At 73.0% G+C, this 23,090-nt stretch carries 12 protein-coding genes; 6 read left to right on the plus strand and 6 right to left on the minus strand.

The genetic code is table 11. The features are described 5' to 3' along the window. Positions 1–349 precede the first annotated feature (349 nt). The 5 genes from AB0O19_RS31290 to AB0O19_RS31310 all read right to left on the minus strand — a co-directional run bounded on the left by AB0O19_RS31290 (position 350) and on the right by AB0O19_RS31310 (position 9,788). Positions 350–724 carry a hypothetical protein gene (locus AB0O19_RS31290; RefSeq protein WP_363624410.1) on the minus strand — a complete coding sequence of 125 codons (375 nt, stop codon included), beginning with the start codon at positions 722–724 and terminating at the stop codon, positions 350–352. 140 nt (positions 725–864) lie between these two features. Further along, positions 865–4,779, minus strand: a complete 3,915-nt coding sequence (locus AB0O19_RS31295) for a polymorphic toxin-type HINT domain-containing protein (RefSeq protein WP_363624412.1) — start codon at positions 4,777–4,779, stop codon at positions 865–867. Positions 4,780–4,918: 139 nt separating this feature from the next. After that, positions 4,919–7,888 carry a DNRLRE domain-containing protein gene (locus tag AB0O19_RS31300; protein ID WP_363624414.1) on the minus strand — a complete coding sequence of 990 codons (2,970 nt, stop codon included), beginning with the start codon at positions 7,886–7,888 and terminating at the stop codon, positions 4,919–4,921. A 426-nt stretch (positions 7,889–8,314) separates the two neighbouring features. After that, the gene (locus AB0O19_RS31305; RefSeq protein WP_363624416.1) at positions 8,315–9,166 is read right to left on the minus strand and encodes a hypothetical protein; all 852 of its coding nucleotides are present in this window, start codon (positions 9,164–9,166) and stop codon (positions 8,315–8,317) included. A gap of 4 nt (positions 9,167–9,170) precedes the next feature. Continuing rightward, the gene (locus AB0O19_RS31310; RefSeq protein WP_363624418.1) at positions 9,171–9,788 is read right to left on the minus strand and encodes a papain-like cysteine protease family protein; all 618 of its coding nucleotides are present in this window, start codon (positions 9,786–9,788) and stop codon (positions 9,171–9,173) included. A 452-nt stretch (positions 9,789–10,240) separates the two neighbouring features. On the opposite strand from AB0O19_RS31310, the gene AB0O19_RS31315 reads away from it, so the two are divergent. Beyond that, positions 10,241–11,200 (plus strand): helix-turn-helix transcriptional regulator, encoded by a 960-nt coding sequence (locus tag AB0O19_RS31315; RefSeq protein ID WP_363624420.1) that lies wholly within the window; start codon positions 10,241–10,243, stop codon positions 11,198–11,200. A gap of 48 nt (positions 11,201–11,248) precedes the next feature. Here AB0O19_RS31315 and AB0O19_RS31320 read toward each other — a convergent pair whose 3' ends face one another. Beyond that, positions 11,249–14,506 carry an EAL domain-containing protein gene (locus AB0O19_RS31320; RefSeq protein WP_363624422.1) on the minus strand — a complete coding sequence of 1,086 codons (3,258 nt, stop codon included), beginning with the start codon at positions 14,504–14,506 and terminating at the stop codon, positions 11,249–11,251. 265 nt (positions 14,507–14,771) lie between these two features. Between AB0O19_RS31320 and AB0O19_RS31325 the strand changes: the two genes are divergently transcribed. The 5 genes from AB0O19_RS31325 (at position 14,772) to AB0O19_RS31345 (ending at position 23,074) form a co-directional block, all read left to right on the plus strand. Beyond that, on the plus strand, positions 14,772–18,113 hold the full coding sequence (locus AB0O19_RS31325; protein WP_363624458.1) for an amino acid adenylation domain-containing protein: 3,342 nt from the start codon (positions 14,772–14,774) through the stop codon (positions 18,111–18,113). Then, entirely contained in the window at positions 18,110–18,865 is a 756-nt protein-coding gene (locus tag AB0O19_RS31330; protein ID WP_363624424.1) for a leucyl/phenylalanyl-tRNA--protein transferase, read from the plus strand. Before AB0O19_RS31325 ends, AB0O19_RS31330 begins: the two co-directional genes overlap by 4 nt. 67 nt (positions 18,866–18,932) lie before the next feature. Continuing rightward, positions 18,933–20,465, plus strand: a complete 1,533-nt coding sequence (locus AB0O19_RS31335) for a hypothetical protein (RefSeq protein ID WP_363624426.1) — start codon at positions 18,933–18,935, stop codon at positions 20,463–20,465. A 202-nt stretch (positions 20,466–20,667) separates the two neighbouring features. Further along, positions 20,668–22,239 carry an alpha/beta hydrolase gene (locus AB0O19_RS31340; protein ID WP_363624428.1) on the plus strand — a complete coding sequence of 524 codons (1,572 nt, stop codon included), beginning with the start codon at positions 20,668–20,670 and terminating at the stop codon, positions 22,237–22,239. Between the two features lie 73 nt (positions 22,240–22,312). After that, a complete protein-coding gene (locus AB0O19_RS31345; RefSeq protein WP_363624430.1) occupies positions 22,313–23,074 on the plus strand; it encodes a serine hydrolase in 762 nt (253 codons plus the stop codon). Positions 23,075–23,090: the final 16 nt, after the last annotated feature.

Below are 23,090 nucleotides of genomic sequence, written 5' to 3' on the forward strand. Positions count from 1 at the left end.
TGCCCTGGGGTCAATTCTTCCTGTCCCATATCTTTCTCATTTACTGACTGTCACTCGGCAATTTGGTCGACGACTTGCCAGGCGAGTTGGGTACCTCCGGCCTCGAACCCCTGGCGGATCTTCTCCAGTGCTGCGTGGACATCCTGCCGCGACTGGTCGTTCTCGCGCCAACAGTCCAGGTAGAACGTCGATCCTTCAATGCCTGGCGGCCAGGTCGAACCGTCCTTGAGGTCGGACGTGGTGCCAATCTCGATCTCGGACCCATCGGCGAAAATGGCGAATGGCTTGTGGCTGTAGGTGTCCAGGGCAGTAGTGGTGATCTCGACGCCTTGCCAAATATCAGGCGAACTCAGCAGCTCTCTTCGAGGTACAACATCGATAGACCACTCACCGAGACAAACTCGCAGGCCTCGTAGCTCGGCCCCACAGATGCGTGGAGCCTCGTCCCGACCTCGCCCCAAACCTCGCTTCGTTCAGCCTTGGACACATGGCGGAACCGCGAGCCGGCACCTTCGCCGACGATCACAACATCGGCTGTCGTCATCAGTCGCTTGGCCAGGCGCGGCTGCAGGCGACTCCGCACTTTGTGCCATTGCTGGCCTTCATCGTCAGTGAACTCGTCCAGCCCGGCGGGCGAGGGAACGCCGGCGCCGTACCAATCGTCGGAGGGCGGCATCGAGGCGACTAGATCGCGGAAACTCTGAGATTGCGGCTTCTTCGGCATCCACCCATTCTTGCAGCACAGGTGAGCCCTGTCTCCCCTAAAGCGGGGGAGACAGGGCTCACCTTGGGTGTCCTTCAGGCCCTTGGGTAAAGGATCCCTGCGAACCGATCTTCAGTTACGTCCTACAGCCTTGGTTGGTCTTATCTCTTCCCGTGGCGCCTGACAATTGCCTTTTTGATCACCTTCGGGACTCGGAACCGATAGTGCATCGTGACTCCGATCCTCCCCCGGCTGTCCAGGTAGTCGACGTGCACGTGGTCACCCGACTTGCAGACGTCACGGAACCGGCAGCGGGCCCCAACAGCGGCGTCCGCACGGGCCTTCGCCTCGGCTGCCTTCCGGCTCGGGAAGAGCTTCGGGAACCACCGCTCGGTCAGGGTCGGTGCCCTGGGGATGGGGCGGGCGCAGTTGTGGACCAGAACGGTGTCGCTGTCGGTCGCTACCCAGAATGTGTGCAGGTCCGCGACGTTGAGGTTGAATACCAACTGGTCGGCGATGTAGCCGAGGTCCGTCGTCGAGCGGACAGTGGCTGGAGCACCGTCGGTCGCGACCAGGAGGTCTCCGGCCTCTACCTTGCCGGCCTCGACCCAGCCCTTTCCGAGAACCCGCATCGGATGATTGGCCGTAGCCGTCAGCGGGGCCGTTGAGGAGTTGTCGTCCGTTTTGATCTCAACCAGATGCCTGGTGCCGTAGCCAGTGATCACCTCCAGTACCGGCTCAGCGCGGGTCTCTCCCGTGTCCGGGTCGGTGGCCGCTACGTAGTCACCAATCCGAAGGTTGCCGATCGCCTCATAGCTCCCGTCCGCCATGAGGACCGGGGTGTCTCCGGTGAAGGAGTTCCCAGTGAGGAGGCACGACTCTGCCGCGACTCGCCGGAAGGCCGTCTTGGCGACCGGGGCCGCCCTGCTGGCCTTCGCGGCGACCCTGGTCGCCTTCACCGCTGTTGCCGCGGCCTTGACCACAGGGCCCGCGCCGACGGTCTGCGCGACCGCGGTGACGGCCATTTCGGCGGCCTTCTCCCAGTTGCCGGTCGCCGCATAGGAGACCGAGGAGACGGCTGCCGCCACCGCGCCGATGGGGCCGGGGATGTAGGACGCGACCTCGGCGACCTTGGCGACGACCTCGACCGTCTTCTTCAGCCACTTGGGCATGCCCCAGTTGCCGTCGAGGTCGGTGCAGTTGATCGGGTCGCCGGTGCAGTAGTCGTACGGGCTGGCGTTGCCGCCGGGGACCGGGTCGACCTGGAGGAAGCGGCCGAGGGCCGGGCTGTACAGGCGGGCACCCATGAGGATGTCGCCGTCCTGCGCCTCGGCGGAGCGTTCCTTGCCGCCGAGCCAGCCGTAGCGGACGTTGGCCTGGCCGTCCTGGGGGATGCCGAACTCGTCGAAGTCCAGCACCACCGGCTTGGTGAGGGCGGTGTCGGTGGTGACGACCACCGAGCCGAACAGGTTGGTGAGTTGGAGCTTGACGTCACCGGTCTTGCTGGTGGTGGCGACCAGGCTGGTGTCCGGCCCTGTGACGTTGCGGGTCAGATTGCCCTGGGTGGTGTCCTCGATGGTCCAGCGGACGTGGTCGGAGTCGTCGCCGTAGTGGTTCAGCTTCGACGTGGCGTTGGCCCAGGTGCCGTCGGCCTGCTTCTTGCTGGTGGTGAACGCGGTCAGGCGGTGGGCGGCGTCGACGGCCCACTCCTGCTTGGTGTCCTCCTTCTCCTGGGCGGCGACGCGGTCGTTCGCCCAGTAGGTGTTGGTCGCGCCGGTGGCCGTCTTCACGGTGCGCCCGAAGGCGTCGTAGACGAAACCGGCGTCGGTGAGCCGGTCGGCGCTGTCGTAGGTGTGGTTCTCCGCCGTGGCCCCGGCCGTGCTGCACTCGCCGGCCGCCCCGCGCGGGGAGGTCTGCTTGGACAGGCGGTTGGAGTGGGCGTCGAAGGCGTACTGCCGGGTGACGCAGCCGGTGGCGACCGTGGTCTGCTCGGCCTTCACCAGCCGGCCGAGCCGGTCGTACTGGTAGGAGCGGGTGGCGGTGGAGCTGGTGTCCTTGGCGACCTGGCCCTGGGTGGACATGTCGGCGGTCTGGGCCCAGACCACCGTGTTGTCCGAGGTGCGGGTGTAGGTGCGGCCGGTCGCCTCACCGACGGCGTTGAAGGTGTCCTTGCGGACGATGCCGCCGGGGTAGGTCTGCTCGACCAGCTGGCCGTCCGGACCGTACTTGGCGGTGAACTCGCCCGCCACGCTGTCGGTCACGGAGGTGACCAGCCCGCGCGGCTCCTTCGCCCGGTCGTAGCCGTAGCCGGTGGACCCGGTCGGGTCGCTCACCTTCACCGGCTTGCCGAACCGGTCGAACTCCGTGGTGGTGGTGCCGCCGTCGGCGTCCGTGTAGGAGATCAGCCGGCCCAGTTGGTCCATGACCCGGGTCAGGGACTTGCCACCGGAGGTGGTCTTCACCGCGTCGCCGGTGGCCGGGTCGTACTCGACGGTGACCTTCGGCAGCGGCTTGCCCTCGTCCGAGGTGATCTCGGTCGAGACGATCCGGTCCAGCTCGTTGTAGACGGTGACGGTGGTGCGGGACTTGCCCGCGTTGGTCTCGGTGACCTCCTCCGGCTCGTTGAACGCCGAGTACCGCGTGACCCGCTTCACCGGCAGGGTGGTGGGCATCCGCGAGGCGTCGGCCCCGGTGACGGAACCGCCCGGCATCGTGACGCAGGGCAGGCCCGCCCACTCGGGACGGTTGGCGCACGCGGCGTCGTCCGCGTTGGTCCCGGCGGTGTAGAACACCGACTTGACCGTTCCGGCGTCGCTGCCTGTGGAGCCCGGCTTACGGGATTCCAGCGCCCGCCCGGAGGCGTCGAACTTGACGTAGGCGATCAGCTTTGCGCCGAGGGCGTCGGTGGTGACCGAGGTCGCCTTCTTCAGCGTCCAGCCGGGGGTGCCGCCGATCGGAGCGTCGTAGCCCTGCTTGGTGACGCGCAGCTCCACGTCGTCGGCGTAGCCGTCGATGCGGGCGCCGTCGGTGGAGGTGGTGACCAGGTGGTAGGTCTGGCCGTCGGGCTTCCCTTCGTCGTAGGTGTTGGTGTTGTGGTCGCGGGCGACGACCGAAGTCCCGGCGGCCAGAGTCGGGTTGACGGTCGCCTTGGTGAGGGTGACGGTGTCGATGCCGGTGTGGAACCGCTCGCCGCTGCTGGCCGCGTTGGTGTCGACCACGGTGAGCTTCAGCTCGTGGTCACCGCGCGTCAGCTTCACGGGTGTGCCGGTGGTGTACGGGGCCACCGCGGCGTTCACGCTGTAGGTGTCGATCCGCTGGCCGACGTCCTTGCCGTCGATCGCCCACTGGATGACGCCGTGGTCGCTGTTCTTCGTCAGCTGGCCGGAGAGGACGTACTCGCCCTCCTCGGGAACGGTGACGCGCATGGCGTCGAACGCGCCCGCCGCCGTGCCGCGGATGGCCAGCTGGGCACCGCCGGACCAGGTGACGCCGCAGCAGTCGTTGTCGATCTGGACCTTGGCGTTGGTCCCGAGCTGCGGCAGCTTCTCGGCCTCGGCCGTGACGATGGCCGGGTTGGTCTGGCCGTTGACCTGCTCGGAGAGCGAGGCGCGGTAGACCGGGCCGAGGGCCTCCGTCACGTCCAGGCCGTCGGCCGTGTAGACGGTGCGGGAGTCCAGCAGCCGGGCGCGCGAGACGGAGTCGGCCGTCGTCAGGTTCAGCTCGGCGGCGAGCTTGTCCGCGTCCGGGTGGGTCCCGAGCGCGATGGAGCGGTTGGTGGCCGACAGGGCGCGCACGACGTGGCCGTAGCGGTCGTACTCCTTGGTGTCGATGTCACCGCCGGGTGTGATGGACGGGGTTGCGGTGTTGACCTCGTTGCCGGAGGCGTTGAGGTAGTGGACGGTCGCGGGCTTGTAGCCGTCCGGGCCCGGCTTGGCGGCCGAGGCGGTGTTGGTGCCCGGGTCGTCCTCGGGACCGAACACTGCGGTGGCGTCGGTCGGCGCATCGGTCTGCGCCCACTTGGCCACGTCCGAGCCCGCCAGGTCGTACGGACCGCCGGCGCTGCGGGTCAGTGGCACCTCGTAGACGACCGACGTGGCGTTCTCGCCGGTGACCTGGTCCTTGCTGCCCGGCGCGAGCGTGCCGCGACGGACCTTGAGCAGGCGGCCCGGGTCCTGGTCGGCGGCGGCCTTGCCGTAGTCGAAGTTCCACGGCAGCTCACCGGCGCTGCCGATCCGGGTGACCCGGCCGGCGTCGTGGCGAGTTGTCGTGGCCGCGGACCGTGGAGCGGGACAGCGTCGTCTGCCCGGCGGTGAAGCCGGTGAGGTCGGTGCCGATCTGACGTTGGTTCAGCGTCAGGCGCTCGCCCTGGGGCTGCCAGCCGCGGCCGGTATCGCGAGAGGAGGTGGCGCGCTTGACCGACAGGCCGCGTTCGTCGGCGTCGGTCACGTCGGTCGAGTAGTCGCCGGTGAGCAGGTTGACCGAGCCGGGACCGATGCCGGTGCCGGCCGCGCCGTCGGCGTTGCGGTCGACCGTGATGGTGTTCCAGACGGTGGCGTAGCCGTTGCCGGAGCCGTCCTCGGGGAAGAGGAGGGCGCGGACCTGGACGACGCCGCCGACCTGGCCGAGCGTGTCGAGGACGCTCCAGTTGGCGTGCGGGCCGAGGTCCGCGAGCCGCGGCTTGTCCTCGGTGACCGCGGTGTTGTCCGCCTTGGTCAGGTTGGTGCGCGGGACGTTGTACTCCGCGGCGCCGGGGCCCCGGCGGTACTGGTAGACGACGCGCTGGAACTGCGCCTGGGCGTCGACCGCGAGCTTGACGCGCTTCGCGGACTGGGTGCCGTTGACCGGCGAGCTCATGCCCGCCTGGCCGACCTGGAAGGTGTACGTCGCGGGCGGGGACAGGTTGCCCGCGCGGTCCTTGGACTGCACGCTGAGCACGCGCCGACCCTCGGTGGTCGGCGTGATCGACGTGGTCAGCGCGCCGGTGGCGGCGACCGTCACCGGGGTGCCGCCGTCCAGGGTGTAGACGTAGGCCGCGGTGTCGTCGGTGCCCGGGGCGGGGGAGAAGGTGAACGACCCGGCCTGGTTGGCGGTGCCGTGCCAGAGCCCGTCCGCCGGGTAGTCCGCCGAACTCACGAACGGCGTACCGGGCTTGACGGTGTCGGCGATGACGTTGGTGCCGACCCAGCCGGAACGGGACTTGCCGTCGTCGAGCATGGCCCAGATCGTGTACTGCACGCCCTCGTCGAGCTTGGCGATGCCGTAGTCGGAGGGGCGGACGGTCGCGATCGCGCCGTTCGGGGTGTCTCGGACGATGGTGCCGATGAACGTGCCGCCGCGCCACAGGTCCAGGTAGACCTTCAGCGGGTCGCCGTCGGGGTCGGCCGCCTGCACCTGGAAGCGCGGGTTCGCGTCCGAGGTGTAGCGCGGGTTGCCCTGCTGGGACGGCTGCACCTCCACCGTCGCCGGGGTGGCCGGGACGGTGTTGTAGGTGATCGAGAGGTACGGAGGCCAGTAGCCCTCGGCGGAGCTGAACTTCTTCCAGGACAGGTTGCTGGACTCGTCGGCCGCCTTGAGGGCGAACCCGTATTCGTTGTGGCCGAACCCGGCGAAGTACCGGATCATCTCGGTGACGTCGGCCTTGGCCCAGAACGTGCCGTCGGAGGCGTAGCAGTCGTGGGTGTCACCGTCGTTCGCCACGTCGTACGTGTCGTTCGAGGTGGCCCACTTGCGCTCCATCGCGGGCTGGTTGCCCCAGCGGGTCCACCAGGCCGCGCCGGGCGCGTTCCAGACCTCCCACTGCTTCGGGATGCAGGACGAGGAGTGATGGTTGGCGAGGTTGAGCGTGGCGCCCAGGATCTGCTTGCCGTTGAACGACCCGCCCGGGACGGTCAGGAACGACCGGGCCACGACCTTGCCGTCGTAGCTGCCCAGCTTGAGGTCCGTCGACGAGGAGGCGTCGATGTTCTCGTTGGTCTGGACGTAGGTGTCGAAGGTCGTGCCGACGTCCACCACCGGGTCGACGGTGACCGGGAACCGGGTCTTCGGGTCGGCGAGGAAGGCGGCGTCCGGGGTGAACACCAGCTCGGTGTCCGCGCCCTGGCCGCGCACCTCCATCGTCACCGGGCCGCGGTTCAGGTGCTCCTGCGAGGCAGGGTCGACCGCGGCGTCCCACATGACGGGGGTCGGGATCTTGACCGCCGCCTTGCCGGTCGCCTTGTCGAGCAGCTGGATCGAACCGTCCTGCTGCGGCGAGACGGTGAGCCCGGTGGTGTCCAGCGGGAGCGTCACCGTGCCGGTCTGGGCGACGGCGGAGCGGTCCTTGACGATCAGGAACTGCTCGAAGCCGGTCCGGGTGGCTTCGAGGACCAGGTCGACACCGGGGCGGGCGTTGACGTAAGTCGCCTTGTTGCCCTCCAGCTTGGGCTTGGGCAGCTTGCCCAGCCAGCCGAACTTGACCTGCTGCTCACCGGAGCCGATCCTGACCAGCTCGCGCTCGGCGGGGACCGGGGCCGGGGCGGACTGCGGGTCCGCGGCCGGGGCGGCGGCGCGGGCGCCGCTGCGGGAGGCCCGGCTCGCGTCGGCCGAAGCCGAAGCCGAGGCTGAGGCTGAGGCTGAGGCGGACGGAGACGACGACGGGGACGCGGAAGCGGGGGCCGTCGGTATCGCACTGGGCGACGTCGCCGGTGCCGTGGTCGGCGCAGTGGTGGCTGCGGCGCTCGGCGCCGTGGCCGGAGCAGTGGTCGGTGCGGTCGTCGATATCGCGGCGCCCGGCAGGCTGTCGCCGACCGTCACCCCGGCGTCGCCGCCCTCGAAGACCACCCCGCCCGGGTGCGCCTTCGGCGCCACCTTGCCGTCCGGGGTCTGCACCAGCGTGGTGTCGACGGGCACCCAGGCCTCGCCGACCTTCATCCGGATCGGGCCGGCGGAGCGGTCGGAGGTCAGCGTGCCGTCCGGGTTCGCCCACAGCGTGGTGAACTCCGTCCGGGCGTTGGTGACCTCGATCCGCCGCTTCTGCAGCCGGGCCGAGAGCAGCGCCGAAGCCTCGTCAGGTGCCTCGGTGGCGGGAGCGGCGGGCGGAGTGGCGGGTGTGGGCGCGGCGGCGGCCGGAGCGGCTGTCACCGCGTCCACCACCACGCCGGCCTGCACCAGCAGGCCGAGCGTCAGGAGCGCTGATACGGGGCGCATCCGACGCGTAGAGAAGGCCCCGCCCGCAAAAGCGGACGAGGCCCGAGACCGTCGTTTCATCAAAGACTCTCTCAAGAGATGTGCATTGTTTTGAATGGCTTGATCGAAGCCGAAGCACAATCTCTCACCCTCAGCTGACTCCCAGTGACCAATCAGGATGACGATTGCGTAACAGATCGCTTACGCTGAGGAGTCGTGAGAAATGGAGTCATTTCGATGACATAACCCCAGGTGGGGGAGGTGTCCGACATGCGAAGAGGGTCCCCAATCGCGTGCGCTAAAGGGCCCGAGGCGGTCGTGGAATTAATAAGTGACGTTCAGTCAATTGCTGTGCGGGCTTTCCACCACAACGCGCCGTCGGCGGGACACCCGGAGGTGTCCCGCCGTCGGCGCCGTTCGCAGGATGGAAGCCGAGCGGCGGTGCCGTCAGGCGGTGCCGCGGCCCGCCCGGCGGCGGCGCAGCAGCGCCGTGCCGAGCCCGAGGGCGGCGAGGAGGGTGCCCGCGCCGGTGAGCAGGGCGGCGGTCGGGGTGGAGTCGCCGGCCGGCGCCGCGACGGGGGCCGTTCCCCGGTCGAAGCCGCCGAGCATGTGCGCCTTGGCGTAGTCGGTGCCGGGCAGCTTGTCGGCGTACCGGTCGTGGACCACCTGCTGGTACTGGGCGAGGGTGATGCCCGCGTCGCCCACGGACCGGACCGCGTCCGGGTTGAGCGGCCGTACCTGGCCGTCGACCAGGGCGTACCAGGCCCGGATCTGCGGTTCCTCGAAGGCCACGGCGCCCCGGCCCAGTGCTGCCGCGGCGGCGGCGTGGTCGGTCTCGTCGCTGCCGGAGGCTATGTTGATCTCGGCCCAGGACCCGCTGGCGTGCGGGTCGGGGGCCGTCCACACCGAGGCCTTGCGGCCGTCGGCCGCGTCGGCCTCGGTCGCCATGAACGCGAACTTCGCGACCGGCGCCCCGACGGAGGCCGCCGCGACGAAGTCCGGGTTGAGGTAGTACACGGGGACGGTGTCGCCGACCACCCGGGCCGGGGCGGCGGCCTGCGCCTGGCGGGCGTCGGAGGAGCCCTGGCCGGAGCCGTGGGCGAAGAACCCGCCGAGGGTCTGCACGACGGGGGCGGCCTTCGCCGCCGCGGCGGCCGCGGTGACGTCGGCCGCGGACGGGGCAGACGGGACGCCGGCTGCCGTGGCCGGGGTGGCGGCGAGGGCGGGGGCGGCGGCGAGCAGTCCGCTGCCGGCCAGGGCGATGGCGGCGAGGGCGCGCGGGGCGCGGAAGTGCGTCATCGTGTCACGCCCCGATCCGGTACAGCGAGTCGTTCCAGTTGAACTGGCCGTTGTAGCCGGCGTAGTAGCTGTACGACGCCAGGTTGTAGCGGTTGCTGCTGGGCCACGGGTCGCCCCAGTAGATGGACTTGTTGCTCTGGTCGTAGCCGTAGATGACCTGGGCGTGCCCGCCGCCGGCCAGCCAGGAGATGCCGGTCTCGATCGGTCGGCCCGCGTTGATCTCGCTGACGATGGTGTTGAAGGACAGGGCGCCGGTTTCCTGGCCGGGGGACACCCCGAGGGCGGAGAGCGCGTTCTGCACCCAGGAGAGCTGGCCGGGCTGGTTGGGGCACTGGTACGAGGTGTCCTGGCCGTAGGCGAGGTCGCAGAACGAGTTCTGGTCGGTGCCGTGGCCGAGGAAGGTGGCGATGGTGTCGCCGGAGGCGGCCCAGCACCACTGGTCCTGCTCCTGCGTCTGCATGGAGATGTTGAGCCGGGAACTGGCGGCGAAGGTCTGGGAACTTCCGGCGGCGGCCTGGGGGGTGGCCGAGGCGGTGCCGGCGCCGGTGGTCACGACGGCGGCCAGCATGCACAGCGCGGCCAGTGCGGCGCGCAGGGACGACCCACGGATGGGTCCGCTCATGGGGGAACTCCTTCGTGCGGGGGCACGGGCGGCTCCGTGTGCACCCGGCGCCGCCCTGGGGTGTGCCTTGTGTGGGGGTGTGCTGTGTGGGGGTGTGCCGCGCGGCCGACGCGGCGGGCCCGGACCGGGGTTGCTAGGAAGCGTAGGCAGCCCGCCGGGCCTCTCCCAGACCCCCCGGAGGGGCGCGGGCGGTGCTGTGAACGGGGCTGTGAAGAGGGGCGGTGCGGCGGAGGTGCTGAGCCGCAGACGGGCGGCCGGGAGCGGGGCTCCCGGATATGGACGCGGCCGGGGTAAGCCGGTAATTTCACAGCGCGCCGCGTCCCCCCGTACCGCGTCCCCCGCCCCGCCCCCGCACCGCCGTCCCTCGCCCGCCCACCTCCCCCCGCACCGCCGCCGTGTCCCCTCGGCCCCACCGCCGCGTGCCGGCCGGGCCAGTAGCCCCGGGAGTCCCGATGGCCAGTCGTCAGGAACCGCCGCCCGGTGTTGCCCCGGAGAGCGCCGCCGTGCTGGCAGCGCTGCGGAGCGGGCCCTTCGGTCTCGCGCTGCGCACCGCGATCGAGGCCCGCGGGCTGCCGCTGGAGCGGCTGCGCAGCCGGCTGGCCGAGCGCGGACTGCGGATCGCCGTCACGACCCTGAGCTACTGGCAGCGCGGGCTGCGACGGCCGGAGCGCCCGGAGTCGTTACGGGTGGTGGCCGCGCTGGAGGAGATCCTCGGGCTGCCGACGCACGCGCTCACCGCCCTGCTGGGTGCGCCGCGGCCGCGCGGCGGGGCGGACCGCGACGGCGGCGGGCCGCGTCCGTACCCGCAGATGGTGCGCACCCCCGGTGATCTGGGCGGGCTGCTCGCGGATCTGGACAGCCCGGCGGCCGGGAAGCTCCAGGTGGTCACCGAGTGCGCGACGGTGACGGTCGGGCCGCATCGTGAACTGGCGGCGCTCAGTTCGATGGTGGCGGTCCGGGCCCGTCAGGACGGGGTCGACCGGGCGCTGCTGATCTACGACTGCGACGAGGGGGTGGACGAGGGGGCCGTCGAGATCGTGGCGGGGGACAGCTGCCGGCTGGGCCGGGTGCGCCGGGATCCGGTGGCCCGGGTGGTGCTCGCGGAGCTGCTGTTCGACCGCTCGCTGCACTGCTCCGAGACCCAGGTGTTCTCCTTCGAGGTGCGCCCGCACAGCGCGGCCGAGTGCTGCCGCTACCGTGCGGCCTTCCGCTTCCCGGCGGACCACTACGTCCTGCGGGTGCGCTTCGATCCGGGTGAACTCCCGGTGCAGTGCCAGTGGTTCACGGCGAGTGACTCGGAGGGTCCGGACGACAGCCTGGCCGACCTCACCCTGGACAGCCACCACCTGGCGCACGTGGTGGCGACCGCGCTGGGGCCCGGGGTCGCGGGCATCCGCTGGGCGTGGACCTGAGGCGTGGACCTGAGGCGCGGCCCTGAGGTGTGGACCTGGGATCGGGGGTCAGGCCGGTTCGTGCGCGGTGTCGCTGACGAGGGCGCGGGCCTGCGGGGCGGTCATGGGGTGGGCGAAGAGGTAGCCCTGGCCGAGCGGGCAGCCCATGGCGGCGAGGAGGTCGCGCTGTTCGGGGTGTTCGATGCCTTCGGCGATGACCCGGACGCCGAGGGTGTCGGCGATGCGGGTGATGCCTTCGACGAGGGCGTACTGCTGCGGGGAGAGGCCGAGGCCGTCGATGAAGGACTTGTCGATCTTGAGGATGGAGATCGGGAACTCGCGCAGGTAGGAGAGCGAGGAGTAGCCGGTGCCGAAGTCGTCGATGGCGATGCCGACGCCGAGGTCGCCGAGGGTGGCCATGTCGGCGTGGACGCGGTCGTCGCGGCGCATCAGGACGGATTCGGTGAGTTCGAGGACGAGGGTGTGCGGGTCGATGCCGGAGCTGCGCAGGGCGCCGCGGACGACGTCGACGAAGCCGGCGTCGCGGAACTGGCGGGCGGAGACGTTGACGTTGACCCGCAGCGGGGGGAGGCCGGCGGCGGCGCGGTCGGCGGAGCTGGCGGCGTGCCAGGCGGCGGCCTCCTGGGCGGCGCGTTCCAGGACCCAGGCGCCGAGGGGGACGATCTGGCCGCTCTCCTCGGCGAGGGCGATGAACTCGTCGGGCAGCACCATGCCGCGCCGCTGGTGCGGCCAGCGGACGAGCGCCTCGAAGGCGACCAGGCCGCCGGTGCGCAGGTCGACGATCGGCTGGTAGTACAGCTGGAAGGAGGATTCGGCGATCGCCGCGTCCAGGTTCTCGTTCAGCTCGTGCCGCTCCACCAGCCCGGTCTGGAGGGCGGGTTGGTAGTGGCGCCACTGGCGGCGGCCGGCGGCCTTGGCGGAGTAGAGCGCGAGGTCGGCGTGGGTGAGCAGTTCGGCCGCGTCGACGCTGTCCTCGGTGGTGGCGACGCCGATGCTGGCCGTCACCCGGACGGCGCCCGCGCTCAGCTTGAACGGTTCTGCGAACACCGCCAGTACGGTGTCCGCGATGGCGTCCACGTCGGCCGGGCGCAGCGCGTCCTCGACCAGGACGGCGAACTCGTCGCCGCCGAGCCGGGCGGCGGTGTCCGAGCTGCGCAGCGCGGTGGAGACCCGCAGCGAGACGGCGATCAGCAGTTCGTCGCCGACCGCGTGCCCCTGGGTGTCGTTGACCACCTTGAAGTCGTCGAGGTCGAGGAAGAGCACCCCGGTGACGGCGCCGCTGCGCTCGCCGCGGGACAGCGCGTGGCCGACCCGGTCCAGGAACAGCACCCGGTTGGCGAGGCCGGTGAGGGAGTCGTGGAAGGCCCGGTGGGTGAGTTCGCGCTCCATCTGGCGCTGCTCGGTCACGTCGCGCAGGGTGAGTACCAGGCCGCCGACCGTCGGGTCGGCGCGCAGGTCGTTGAAGCGGACCTCGGCCTCGATCGGGGTCCGGTCCTGCCGCAGCAGCCGCCAGTGCTCACGGGGCTGCTCGCGCAGCGGTTCGCGTGTCGGCGAGTGCGGCTGCTCGTGCGGCTGCTCGCGTGGCGGTGAGTGCAGCGGAGAGCGTTGCGGTTCGCGCGGCGGCGAGTGCTCCGGCGCGTGCGCCGGGGCGGCGTCCACCGGGCCGCGCATCCGGGCCAGCGCCCTGCCGACCGCCTGGCTGTCCTCGGGCGGGACGAGCTCGGTGAGCAGGGTGCCGTCCAGACTGGGGTAGCCGAGGACCCGTTCGGCGGAGGAGGAGGCGTAGCGGACGCCGTCGTCGGCGTCCAGGATCAGGATGACGTCGCTGGCGTTCTGCACCAGGGTGCGGAAGTACAGCTCGCTGTTGCGGCGGTTGACCTCCTGGCTCAGCATGACCCGTTCGACGGCCAGCGCGGCCTGCGCGGCCAGGATCTCCAGCGAGCCCCACAGGCTGGTGAGTTCCTGCGCGGTGCCGGTGACGATGAGCGCGCCGATCAGCGGGTCGCCGGAGGGGCGCTCGTCGAGGGTGAGCGGGCACAGCAGGGCGGAGGGCATGCCGTCGAGGCGGGCGGCGAGGTCGCTGCCGATGTCCTCGACGGGCAGCAGCCGGGTCTCCCGGTAGGCGGCGAGGGCGAGCGCCTCGTCGGAGTCGGTGACGGGGCCGAGGTGGTGCTGGGCGGCGCCGCGTTCGGCGTGCCGCACGTGCAGGACGCCGGCCTCGGTGACGGCGAGCAGGGCGACGTGCCCGGGCTCGGTGGGCATCAGGGTGGAGGCTGTGGCCTGGACGGCGTCCGCGACCTCCTCGACGGTGACGGCCGCGGTGAGTCTGGCGCCGGCCTCGCGCAGGGCCCGCTCGCGGGCGATCGCCTGCCGGCGGGCGACCACGACGACCGCCAGCCGGGCCAGCACCAGCAGGTACAGGAGGGCGGAGAAGGCGCCGATCACGCCCGCGTTGCTGGTGTTGCCGTTCAGCGACTCGATGATCAGGATCGCCGGGGCGATCAGCGAGGCCAGGGTGAGCAGGGCGAGGCGGCCGGCGCTCAGGTCGGGCTGCTGGGTGGGGACGGGTCTGGTCAGCTCGACCATGGACGGGTGCAGCGCGGCCGCGCCCCAGGCGGTGTAGAAGGCGGCCCAGCCGAAGTCGACGGGGGTGCCGATGTGCCAGTTGCCGTGCAACTGGATCAGCCCGTACAGGGTGTCCGAGACCAGCATGCCGACGGTGCCGACGGCGAGCAGTTGCAGCGCCCGGCTGTTGCCGCCGCGCGGGGTCAGCAGCCGCAGCAGCAGGGCGAGGACGACCACGTCGCCGAGCGGGTAGCCGATCGAGACGGCCTTCCGGAACCAGGAGAGGTCGGGGTTGCGGGCGTACGGGAGGATCAGGTAGATCCAGGCGAGCAGCGCCAGGCCCATGGTGAGGATCAGCGCGTCGAGCAGGCCGGCGCGGTCCTGACGGGCCGTGCGCCAGCGGATGAAGCCGAGCACGCCGGCCGCGTACAGCACGAACTCGGCCAGGTAGAAGCCGTCGGCGACGGACGGGAACGGGTTGTGCAGGTGCAGGAACTGGGTCTGGACGACCTGGACGACCTCGCCCGCGGTGAAGCTCAGGTTGGCGAGCGCCAGCACGTACCAGAACAGCGCGTGCGCGGGGCGGTTGAGACGGACGCCGGCCACGATGGCCGCGCTGCTGCCGAGTCCGACGCCCGTCCACCAGATGATCCGCTGCGAGGGGTTGAGGTAGTAGACGCCGGTGAACAGCACCATCCACAGCAGGTAACAGACCATCAGGCGTTGTCGCCGACGTGTCAACGGGGCTACCTCCTCCGCGACGCCACCCGGCCGGTGGGACGGGGGAGTTCGGGCGAGGACGGGTCTTGGCGGTCGCAGGGTCGTCTCGTCCCGGGCTGACGGGCACACGACGGCGTCGCGTCCGGTCGGGTTGCGGTCGGACGTTCGTCCTGTGCCCTGAGTGCGTATAGTCGGAAATGTCGCACCTCCCAGGAAACTGCCGCCACAGCACGAGGTCAAGCCGGTGGACGACGCAGCAGACAGCGCACAGGGCGTACGAACGGATGTGAACTCCGGGCGTCACGCCGTGGTTCGCAACGACAGCGGTCAGTACGCGATCTGGCCCGGAGACTTGACCGTGCCGGGTGGCTGGCACCTGGTGTACGGGCCGGCCGGCCGCGACGACTGCCGGGCCCACGTGGCCCGCGAATGGCGCCCGCCCCGGCTCGGCTTCCCCGGGCTCGGCTCCCCCGGGGAGCGCGGCCGCGGGCGGGCCGAGGGCGACGGCGGCACCGTGCCCGGACTGCTGCGCTCCCGCGCCGCGCAGCACCCGGACGCGGTCGCCGTCGTCGCCGACGACGCCACGCTGAGCTACCGCGAGCTGGACCGGCGCAGCGACCGCCTGGCCAGGGCGCTGCGGGCGCGCGGGGCCGGCCCCGAGCAGGTGGTGCCGGTCTGCCTCGAACGCGGCGCGGGCCTGGTCGTCGCCTGGCTCGGCGTGCTGAAGGCGGGCGCGGCGTTGCTGCCGCTGGATCCGGCGTACCCGGCGCGGCGGCTGGCCCGGCTGGTCGAGGACAGCGGGGCGCGGGTGGCGGTCACCGAGGGCGGGGCGCTGCCGGGCGTCGAGCCGGTGCCGGTGGACGCGGAGGACGGGCCGGACGGCGGCGGTGAGCCGGTCCTCGCCGGGTTAGGCGGCGCGGGCGGGCCCGACGGCGCCGGGCCCGACGACCTCGCCTACCTGATCTACACCTCCGGCACCACCGGCACCCCCAAGGGCGTCCCCGTCACCCACCGCGCCCTGGTGTTCACCCTCGACCGGGTCGTCCACGCCTACGGCCTCGCCCCCGGCGAACGCGTCCTGCAACTCGCCGCGCTCGGCTTCGACACCGCACTGGAGCAGGTCTTCGCGACCCTGCTCGCCGGGGCCACCCTCGTCCTCGGCGGCGGCCGCACCTGGGCGCCCACTGAACTCGTCCACCGGATGCGCGGACTCGGCCTCGCCGTCGCCGACCTCACCCCCGCCTACTGGCACCACGTGCTCACGCTGCTCCCGCCCGGCGGGCCCGGCCCGGAGGGGCTGCGGCTGGTCGTCGTCGGCGGGGACGTCGTGCACGCCGACGACTGCCGCAGCTGCCTGGACCGGCTGCCCGGCGTCCGGCTGGTCAACGCCTACGGGGTCACCGAGGCCGCCGTCACCTCCACGCTCTGCGAGGTCACCCCCGCCCTGCTGGACGCCGCCGGCCCGGGCGGCCCGGCCGCGCCGGTGCCGATCGGCCGCCCGCTGCCCGGCGTGCGGGTGCACGTCCTGGACGCCCGGCTGTCCCCCGTACGGCCCGGCGAGAGGGGCGAGATCCACCTCGGCGGGCCCGGCCTCGCCCGGGGCTACTGGCGCGCCCCCGTGGCGACCGCCGAGGCCTTCGTCCCCGACCCGTACGCGCCGGTGCCCGGCGAGCGGATGTACCGCACCGGCGACGCCGGGCGCTGGCGGGCCGACGGGCAGCTGGAGATCCTCGGCCGCTTCGACGACCAGGTGAAGGTGCTCGGCCACCGCGTCGACCCCGCCGAGATCGAGGCCGCCCTCGCCGCCCACCCCGACGTCCGGCAGGCCCGCGTCGCCGCCGACGGCGACGACCCCGACGGGGGCCGCGCGCTCACCGCCTACTACACGCTCGCCGACCACGCCGACGCCGGTGCGGAAGCCGGGGTCCGCCGCGACCGGCTCCGCGCCTACCTGGCCGAACGACTGCCGGAGTACATGCTCCCGGCCGCCTTCGTGGCGCTGGACCGCATGCCGCTCACCCCGGCCGGAAAGGTCGACCGCCGCCGGCTGCCGCACGCCGAGCCGCGCACCCCGGGCCGGGCCGGCCCGGGCGGCACCGGGGCGGCGGGCGGCGGGGGAGCCGTCGAGGACGCCATCGGCCGGCTGTGGGCCGAACTGCTCGGCGTCGAGGAGGTCGGGCCCGCCGACGACTTCTTCGCCCTCGGCGGCAACTCCCTGCTGGCCATGGAGATGCTCGCCCGCGCCCGGATCGTGCTCGGCCTCGACGTCACCCGCGTCCGCGCCCTCACCCGCGCCCTGCTGCGCGACGCCACCCTGCGCGCCTTCGCGACCGCCGTCCAGGCCGCCCGCGTCGACGGAGCCGCGCGCACCGCCCGCGTCGACGGAACCGACCCCGGCTCCGGCTCCGGCTCCGGCGAGGCCGCCGTCGACTGGGCCGCCGAAGCCCGGCTCGCCCACCCCGTCCAGCAGTCCTGGAGCCCGGCGCCCAGCCGGGCCGAACCCGCCGAGATCCTGCTCACCGGTGCCACCGGCTTCTGCGGCGCCCACCTGCTGCATGCCCTGCTCGCCACCACCGGGGCCCGGATCCACTGCCTGGTCCGCGCCCCCGACGAGGAGCACGCGCTGGAACGCCTGCGCGCCGCCCAGCAGCGCTTCCTGCGCCACGACCTCACCGACAGCCGGGTGGTGCCCCTGGTCGGCGACCTCGCCGCACCCCGGCTAGGGCTGACGCAGCGTCAGTTCGACGGGCTGGCCGGGAGTCTGGACGCCGTCCACCACCTCGGCGGGCAGGTCAACTTCCTCTACCCGTACCACCAGCTGCGCGCGCCCAACGTCGGCGGCACCCGCGAGATCATCCGCCTCGCCGGGCACAGCCGGGGCGTACCCGTGCACTACCTGTCCACCCTCGCCGTGCTGGCCGGCTTCGGCGCGGCCGGCGTCCGCGAGGTCACCGAACGGACCCCGCTCGCCCACCCCGACCGGCTCGGCGTCGGCTACGTCGAGAGCAAGTGGGTCGCCGAACAGCTGCTGCACGAGGCGGCCGCCGCCGGTCTCCCGGTCACCGTGCTGCGCACCAACGACGTCACCGGGGACCTCGCCACCGGCGTGATGAACACCGGCACCGAGATCTGCGCGCTCATCGCGTACCTGGCGGACAGCGGCACCTGCCCGGACGTGCTGCTGCCGCTCGACTTCGTCCCGGCCGACCGCTTCGCGCGCGCCGTCGCCCACATCGCCGCCCACGCCCCCGCCGACGGCGAGGTCTACCACCTCACCTCGCCGCGCCCGGCCGATCTCGCCGATCTCGCCGAACGGCTCCGGGCCCGAGGCCGCCCGATCGCCGAACTCCCTTACCGTGACTGGGTGCAGGGCCTGGTCCGGTTCGCCGCCGGGCACCCCGCCCACCCCATCACGCCGTTCGTCCCGCTGTTCGTCGACCGCGCTCCCGGGTCGGCGCTGTCGATCAGCGAGCTGTACTTCCGGCCCGTCTTCCCGCTGTTCGACCGCGCCAACACCGACGCCGCGCTCGCCGGCAGCGGCATCGACCTGCCCGCCGTGGACGCCGGCCTGCTCGACCACTACCTGGGGCGGCTGGCGGCGGAGGGCTTCCTCGGGCCGCCGGCGTGAGCCCCTTCGACGGGCTGGACGTCCAACGCGGGCCCGGGGACGGGCCGGTGGCGTTCGGCGCAGGCCTGGGCGCGTCGGACCTGCTGGCGGCGTACCGTCGCGGCCTGTTCCCGATGCCCGCGGCGGACGAGTACGCCGGCGCCTACAACGAGGCGCGCTACGAACAGGCCGTCGAGGCGGGCGAGGTGGCGCTGCTGCCCGGCGGGGACGACCCGTACGCGCTGGCCTGGTGGTCGCCCGACCCCCGGCCCGTCCTGCCGCCCGACGGCGTCCGGCTCGGCAGCCGCCTCGCCCGGCGGCTGCGCCACCGGCCGCAGTGGTGGACCAGCGCCGACCGGGCCTTCGGCGAGGTAGTGGCCCGCTGCGCCGAGGGCCGCCAACCGGCCTGGCTGACCGGCGAGTTGCGGTCCGCACTGGAGCGGCTGCATGCGCTCGGGGCCGCCCACAGCGGCGAGGTGTGGGAGGGCGAGGAGCTGATCGGCGGGGTGTTCGGCGTCGCCGCCGGGCCCGTCCTCAGCCTCGACTCGATGTTCCACCGCCGCCCCGACGCCGCCCGCGTCGCCGTCGCCGACCTCGGGGTGCGCTTCGGCGCGGCCGGCGGTCGGCTGCTCGACGCCCAGTGGGACGGTCCGCACATCCGCAGCCTCGGCGCCGAGCCGGTGCCCCGCTCCCGGTACCTGGCCGCGTTGGCGGCGGACGCCGCGGTCGGCCCGCTGCCGGGAGCTCCGCTGCCCGTGGCCCGACTGGTCTGACCTGCGCCTTTTACCCTGCTTGGCCTGTCTTCGACAAACTTATTCCCCGTCAGTAACATGACGCCGCGTGTTCAAAAGCTCCATAGGCAGGGCCGTCGGCCCCGCCCTCCTCACCCTCGCCCTCGCCGGGGTCGCCGCCTGCGGGCCGACCACCTCCGGCACTCCGCAGGCCGCCGCCGGCACCACCGAAGCGGCCGTCACCACCGGCACGACCACGACCACGACCGCGTCCGCCGGCGGCGGCCAGGCCCCGACAGCCCCGGCCGCCGGCACCCCCCGCGCCCGGGCCGCCGCCGCCCCGACCACCGCCGCTGCCACCGCACGGCCGGCCGGTGCCGCAGGTGCCGCCCCTGCGCCGGTCACCGCCGCACCGGTCGGCGACCGGCAGGCCGCCGTCGCCGCCCCCGCCAAGGACGGCGGCGCGGCCACCCCCGCCGGGCAGAACCTCCAGCTCACCGCGTACGACCCGGCGGGCGGCACGGCCGTCCTCTCGGTGCCGCCGGCCGCCGGGCCCACCGCGACCGCCGGCGCGACGCCGACCCCCGCCCCCGCCGTTCAGCCCGGGCAGCTCATCGCCAGCCCGCCCACCGCCGCCGCGCCCCAGGGCGCGCTGGTCGCCGTCACCGGCGTCCGCCCCGGCGCGGGCGCCAGCCTCAACCTGACCACCCGCCCCGCCACCCTCGCCGAACTCCTCGGCGGCACCGAGGCCGACGGCCAGGTGCCCGTCGACCCGCACGGCATCACCGTCACCCCGCTGGTCAAGGACCTCAAGGCCGTCGTCGGTGCGGACGGCGGCGGTGTGAAGGCCGACGCCTCCGGCACCCTGGAGGTCGACGTCAAGGCCCCCGTCCCGCTGCCCGACGGCGCGAGCGTGGACGCCTCCGGCTCCCTCCAACTGCACCCCGCCGTCCACTTCGCCTACCACGGCGCCGCCGCCGGCAGCCCGCGCACGGCCTCGATCGGCTTCGACCTCGGCGCCCACGCCCAGTGGAAGGTCACCGGCGACGTCGCGCGCAGCACCGGCGCCGCGCCCGTCCGGCTGCCCTTCGCCACGTTGCAGGCCAGCCCGGTGCTCACCGTCGCCGGACTGCCCGTCGTGGTCAACCTGAAGCTCACCTGCTACCTGGAGGTCGGCGCCGACGGCCAGGTCCACCTGGAGGCCGAACAGGAGGCCACCGGCACCTGGGCCGTCCGCGCCGACTACACCGGCGGCAAGGGCTGGACCCCGACCACCGACGCCGACACCAAGGTCTCCCCGGTCCGGGTGCGCCTCACCGGCAAGGCCGGGGTGCGGGCCGCGCTCGGCGCCGAGGTCTCCGTCGGCCTCTACGACACCGTCGGCGTCCAGACCACCGTCGCCCCCTACCTGCGGGCTCGGGCCGAGGGCTCGCTGACCGCCGACTCCTCCGGCAACCCGCCGCAGGCCCAAGGGAGTTGGTCGCTGGTCGGCGGCGTCGACCTGACCGGCTCGCTGCTCGCCCACCTCAAGGTCTTCGGCACCCCGGTCATCGAGGGCACGTACCCGCTGCCGCCGTTCCACCGCGAATGGCCCCTCGTGGCGGGCTCCGCGGCCCTGCCGTCCCCGCGCCCGAGCGGCTGACCCGGGCACGCTCCGGCCCCGGGGTCCGGTTACTGCCCGGGTGGTACGCCGGGCAGCGGGGCTACTGCTCCTGACGTACCGACAGTTCGTGTCCCAGGGCGATGATCCGGCGCCGGGTGCGCTGGAAGGCTGGCGCGCAGGAAGTCGGCCTGACCGACTTCCTGCGCATCCGCACCCGCACCCGTCATCGTCAGGAGACCGCATGACCACCCCCAAGGCCCTGCGCCGCGTCGCGGCCGCGGGCCTCGCCCTCACCGCCTGCCTCGCCACGGCGCCCGCCGCCACCGCCGCCGCCGAGCGTGACGGCGGCCCCGCGAGCGCCGGAGCCGGACTCGACCGCTACCACCACCAGCGCCTCGACTGGCGCAGCTGCGTCCTGGGCCCCGACGACGAGGTGGGCCGCGGCCTGGAGAGCGCGGGTGCGCGCTGCGCGGACGTGACCGTGCCGCTCGACTACAGCGACCCCCGGGGGCGGACGATCACCGTCGCGATCTCCCGGCTCAAGGCCACCGACACCCGGCACCGGATCGGCTCCCTCCTGCTCAACTTCGGCGGCCCCGGCGGGCCGGGCCTCGCCAACTCCGTACTGGTGCGCGGGGCGATGAAGGAGACCGGCGCCCGCTACGACGTGATCGGCATGGACCCGCGCTTCGTCGGCCGCAGCACCCCGCTGGACTGCGGCCTGTCCAACGGCCCCGTCCTGCCCTCGGCCGGCGCCGACCGGGCGGTCTTCGACCGCCAGACGGCGTGGGCCAGGAGCGTGGCCGACCGGTGCCGCGCCACCAACGGCTCGGTGCTGCCGCACGTCACGACCCGGAACACGGCCCGCGACCTGGACGTCGTCCGGGCCGCGCTCGGCGAACGGAAGATCTCCTACCTGGGCTACTCGTACGGCACCTACCTGGGCACGGCCTACACCCAGCTGTTCCCCGGCCGCTACGACCGGGTGGTCCTCGACGGGGCGATCGACCCGCGCGGCTACAACCCCCGGCTGATGCGGGGCACCGAGAACGAGCACGAGCGGGCGCTCGACGGCTGGGCCGACTGGGCGGCCGCGCACCACGCCGACTACGGCCTCGGCGACACCCGCGCGCAGGTGCGCGCCACGATCGACCGCGTCGTCGCGGCGGCCGAGCGGGAGCCGCTCACCGTCGGTACCGCCCCCGACGTCTTCCGGCTCGACGGCAGCCAGGTGCCCTCCCTGGTGTTCGCCGGGATCGCGAGCGACCTCGCCCCGGCGCGGGCGGGCCTCGCCGAGCAGCTGTCCGTCCTCGCCGGGGCCGCGGACGGGCGGCCCACCCGGGTGTCGCCCGGCTTCGCCGCCCTCCTGCGGGGGACGTTCACCAGCGCGGGTTCGGCCACCGGCAGCGTGCAGACCGCCATCCTGTGCGGGGACGTGGCCGCCCCGCGCGACCCGGAGCAGTACTGGCGCGACATCGAGCGCGGCCGGGCCGCCCACCCGCTGTTCAGCCCGATGACCGAGAACATCACCCCGTGCGCGTTCTGGGACGCGCCGCGCGAGGAGCCGACCCGGGTCCGGCGCGACACCGCGGCGCTGATCGTGGCCGCCAGCAACGACCCGCGCACCCCGTACCGGGGCAGTGTGGCCCTGCACGGCATGCTGCCCAGCTCCCGGCTGGTCACCCTCGAAGGCGCCTTCCAGCACACCAGCTTCGGCGTCTACGGCAACGCCTGCGTCGACGACTCGGTGAACACCTACCTGGCCACCGGCCGGCTGCCGGACAAGGACCGCACCTGCGCCAAGCAGTCCTGAGCAGCCCTCAACAGTGCCGAGCAGCCGTGGGCAGCCCTTCCTGACCAGCCGAAGGCTGCCCTAGGCTGCGGCCATGCTCTCTGTGGTGGTGGCCCCCTGGGCGGGCGAGGCGGAGCCGGTGTTCGTGCGGGCGCCGGACGAACTGCACGATGCCGCGAGCACGATGAAGGTCGCGGTGTTGGCGGCGCTCGCCCGTGGCGGGGCGGATCTCGATGCCGAGGTGCCGGTGGTGAACCGGTTCGAGTCCGTGGTGGGCGGGGAGTTCGGCAACGATCCCGACTGGGACAGCGATCCGCTGCCGTGGGAGCTGCTGGGCACGCACGTGCCGCTGCGGCTGCTCGCCGAACGGATGATCACGCACTCCTCCAACCTGGCCACCAACCTGTGCCTGGCCCGGGTCGACCGGGCGGCGGTGGCCGAGGCGTGGCGGCGGGCAGGGGCGACGCGCAGCGCGAGCCCGCGCGGGATCGAGGACTACGCGGCGCGCGACGCCGGGGTGCACAACCTGGTGAGCGCGCGGGACCTGGTGCGGCTGCTGCACTCCCTGGGCGGGGAGCCGGAGTTGCTGGCGCTGCTGGAGCGCAACGCGTTCCGGGTGGACCTGGCGGCGGGCCTGCCGCCGGGCACCCGGATCGCCTTCAAGAACGGCTGGGTGCCCGGCGCCCGGCACAGCGTGGGCCTGGTCCACCCGCAGGACTGCCCGCCCTACCTGATCGCGGTCTGCTACAGCGGCCCGCTGGCCTCGGGCGAGGACCGCACGGACCCGGCGGCCCGGCTGCTGGCCCGGGTCTCGGCGGCGGTGTGGCAGCGGCGGCACGAGCTCGCCGACGCGTGAGCCGACGCGTGAGCTG

This window comes from Kitasatospora sp. NPDC091276 (genome assembly GCF_040684355.1).
Taxonomy (GTDB): domain Bacteria; phylum Actinomycetota; class Actinomycetes; order Streptomycetales; family Streptomycetaceae; genus Kitasatospora.

Coding starts and splice junctions, on each gene's coding strand:
- AB0O19_RS31300 (WP_363624414.1), bottom strand. CDS start 7,888: ATGCGCCCCGTATCAGCGCTCCTGACGCTCGGCCTGCTGGTGCAGGCC.
- AB0O19_RS31290 (WP_363624410.1), bottom strand. CDS start 724: ATGCCGAAGAAGCCGCAATCTCAGAGTTTCCGCGATCTAGTCGCCTCG.
- AB0O19_RS31305 (WP_363624416.1), bottom strand. CDS start 9,166: ATGACGCACTTCCGCGCCCCGCGCGCCCTCGCCGCCATCGCCCTGGCC.
- AB0O19_RS31315 (WP_363624420.1), top strand. CDS start 10,241: ATGGCCAGTCGTCAGGAACCGCCGCCCGGTGTTGCCCCGGAGAGCGCC.
- AB0O19_RS31340 (WP_363624428.1), top strand. CDS start 20,668: ATGACCACCCCCAAGGCCCTGCGCCGCGTCGCGGCCGCGGGCCTCGCC.
- AB0O19_RS31310 (WP_363624418.1), bottom strand. CDS start 9,788: ATGAGCGGACCCATCCGTGGGTCGTCCCTGCGCGCCGCACTGGCCGCG.
- AB0O19_RS31345 (WP_363624430.1), top strand. CDS start 22,313: ATGCTCTCTGTGGTGGTGGCCCCCTGGGCGGGCGAGGCGGAGCCGGTG.